The organism is uncultured Cetobacterium sp. (genome assembly GCF_947039425.1).
In the GTDB taxonomy this organism is placed as follows: Bacteria; Fusobacteriota; Fusobacteriia; order Fusobacteriales; family Fusobacteriaceae; genus Cetobacterium_A.
Genome location: NZ_CAMQYW010000278.1, coordinates 1 through 2,656, shown reverse-complemented (window position 1 = coordinate 2,656; position 2,656 = coordinate 1). Strand labels below are relative to the sequence as shown.

The window sequence follows — 2,656 nt, the reverse complement described above, 5'->3', positions numbered from 1 at the left end:
CCACCTGCTAAGATAAGTGCACTAATCAATTAAAATCACCTCTACAATATCACCATCATTAAGCCCGTTATTTCCAGGATTGATATCAATTAATGCATTTTTATTTAAAAGTGAAGAGATCATTCCTGATGAGTGTTTATCATTATTAACAAATACATCTCCATTAATATATTGAGCTCGAATAAATCTTCTTTTAATACTCTTTTTTTTAAAATTTCCAGATACTTTAGCTTTAAGTGTATAAGTTGATTTTATACCATTACAACTTAATTTTTCTAAAATTTTTCTACCTAAAAGTTCAAAATTAACTAAAGAAGCAAATGGATTTCCAGAAAGAGATAGGATAATCTTATTATTTTTAACAGATGCTAAAACAGGAGTTCCAGGTTGAATATTAACTTTCCAAAATAAACGTTTAGCATTTATCTTCTTTATTACATCATGCATAATATCCATTTTACCAACAGATACTCCTCCAGTAGTTATTAATAAATCAACTTTATGTATATTTGCTTCAATAAAATCACTAACAATATTGATATTATCAAGTAAGGGATTAAAAATTAAACTTTCTAAACCTAAAGATTTTAATCTACTTGCTAATGTAAAAAGATTACTATTAAATATTTTTCCTGACTCTAAACGTTCGCCAGGCATGGTAAGTTCATTTCCTAAGCTCAAAATTCCTATTATTGGTTTTTTATATACATGTACTTTATTTATTCCAATTGAAGCAAATACTCCAATATGGTTGTATGTTATTAATTCACCTTTTTTAATAACTAAGGTTCCTTTTTCTAAATCTTCCCCTTGATAACAAAAATTTTCAAACGCTTTCATCTCTTTATATATAGTAACAGTTTGATTTTCTTCATTAAATTCTACTTCTTCTTGTTTTAAAACACAGTTACATCCTTTAGGAATAGGAGCTCCAGTCATAATACGAACAGCACTTCCAAAAGGAACCTCTTTTTCTAAAAAATCACCAGCACAAATTTCAGAGAAAACATCTATTTCTTTAGGATTGTTTTGTGATACATTTTTAGAAATTTTATTATTAAATGAAAATCCATCAAGAGGTGATCTAGAAAAAGGAGGATTATCTATAGGTGAATAAATATCCTCTCCTAAAACAAAACCTAAACTTTCAAGTATATTTCTTTCCTCTTTTTGTTCTAGTGCAATTGTATTTTCTATTAATAATTCAATAGCTTTTTCTAAATCAATATGTTCCATAATATCCTCCTAAAATTTAGTATTGAAATTCACAATTAGCATCAAGATGGAAAAAATCAGAATAATCAATATTAAAAATAGATTTTTTAACTTTTGAAATATCAACATCCAATCTAATAAGTTGTGTTAAAACACCTGTATATTCTAAATCTCCTTGAATAATAGCTCCATAAATATATCCATCTTTATGGGCTATTTTTTTATAACTATTTTCATTTTCAGATATTTCTATTATTATTCCTTCTGTATTTTCATAAAGAGATTGATCTCCTAGAGAAAGAGTAGGGATTCCAAAGAAATTCATAGTTGATTTACAAACGAAGAAGTCATCCATAACTCTTTCAATACCAACCATATTAGATGTAGCAATAATACCTTCTTTAACAGCTACAGACCAAATAGGTCCTCTACCACTAACATCTCCTGCTCCATATATATCTTTAATATTTGTTTCACCTTTTTCGTTAAAAATCAATCCTTTTCTATCAAATTCTACCTTTGTATTTTGTAAAAAATCAGTATTAGATTTTATACCTGTTGCAACAACAATTAAATCGCAAGGAATAGTAAGATCTCCTTCTAAAGTTAAACTTTCTATTAAGTTTTCATTATTCAAATTAGCTTTTAAAACTTTAGAGCTAAGATATAAGTTAACTTTATTTTCAATTAATTTTTCTTCATATATTTTAGAAGATATTTTATCTAATTGTAGAGGTAAAAGTCTATTAGACATTTCTATTAAAGATAAATTAGCATTGATCTCTTTATTATGTAATAATCCACTAATAGCATCCATTCCAATTAATCCAGCTCCAATAACAACAATATTTTTAGCTTTTTTTCCAAGTTCAATAATAGCTGAACAATCTTCTAAAGTTTTTAATCCAACGACATTTTCAGCACCTCTTAAATTTTCAATAGGTGGGATAAATGGACTTGAACCAGATGATATTAATAATTTGTCAAAAGTGATTTTACTATTATCATTTAATGTTAATATTTTATTATTTTCATCTAGCATTATTACTTTTTTATTTTTTATCCAGTTAATATTATTTTTTTCAAAAAAATCTTCTGAAACAAAATTAAGTTGTTTTATATTTCTAATTTCCCCAATATAATGATGAAGAATACATCTTGAATATATATGACTATCTTCTGAAATCATTATAATTTCAGCAGTTTTGTCTAATCTTCTTAAATTTTCAGCACCATTAACTCCAGCAGCTGAAGCTCCAATAATAACATATTTCATTATTTAACCTCCTCTAAAGTAATAGCTGCCATAGGACACTTTGCAATACATTGCGGTCCATTTGGATTATCTGTACACATATCACATTTCATTATTTGCTTTTGAGTTTTTTTATCAGCTTTTAAAGTTCCATAAGGGCAGGCCATTATACACATATAGCAGCTA

Annotated in this window: 3 protein-coding genes; all 3 read right to left on the bottom strand. The window is 26.7% G+C overall.

What is annotated here, in order from left to right:
• Nucleotides 1–21: 21 nt before the first annotated feature.
• The 3 genes from Q0V09_RS10470 to Q0V09_RS10460 are packed head-to-tail and all read right to left on the bottom strand — an operon-like array spanning nt 22 to nt 2,637.
• Nucleotides 22–1,236 carry a molybdopterin molybdotransferase MoeA gene (locus Q0V09_RS10470; protein ID WP_297407967.1) on the bottom strand — a complete coding sequence of 405 codons (1,215 nt, stop codon included), beginning with the start codon at nt 1,234–1,236 and terminating at the stop codon, nt 22–24.
• A 16-nt stretch (nt 1,237–1,252) separates the two neighbouring features.
• Complete coding sequence (locus Q0V09_RS10465; RefSeq protein ID WP_297489345.1) at nt 1,253–2,491, bottom strand: FAD-dependent oxidoreductase; 1,239 nt, start codon at nt 2,489–2,491, stop codon at nt 1,253–1,255.
• Complete coding sequence (locus Q0V09_RS10460) at nt 2,491–2,637, bottom strand: 4Fe-4S dicluster domain-containing protein (RefSeq protein ID WP_297489347.1); 147 nt, start codon at nt 2,635–2,637, stop codon at nt 2,491–2,493. Before Q0V09_RS10460 ends, Q0V09_RS10465 begins: the two co-directional genes overlap by 1 nt.
• Nucleotides 2,638–2,656: the final 19 nt, after the last annotated feature.

Bases quoted from the DNA above. Each gene is read 5' to 3' on its own strand.
- Q0V09_RS10470 (WP_297407967.1), bottom strand. From the start codon at position 1,236: ATGGAACATATTGATTTAGAAAAAGCTATTGAATTATTAATAGAAAAT.
- Q0V09_RS10465 (WP_297489345.1), bottom strand. From the start codon at position 2,491: ATGAAATATGTTATTATTGGAGCTTCAGCTGCTGGAGTTAATGGTGCT.
- Q0V09_RS10460 (WP_297489347.1), bottom strand. From the start codon at position 2,637: ATGGCCTGCCCTTATGGAACTTTAAAAGCTGATAAAAAAACTCAAAAG.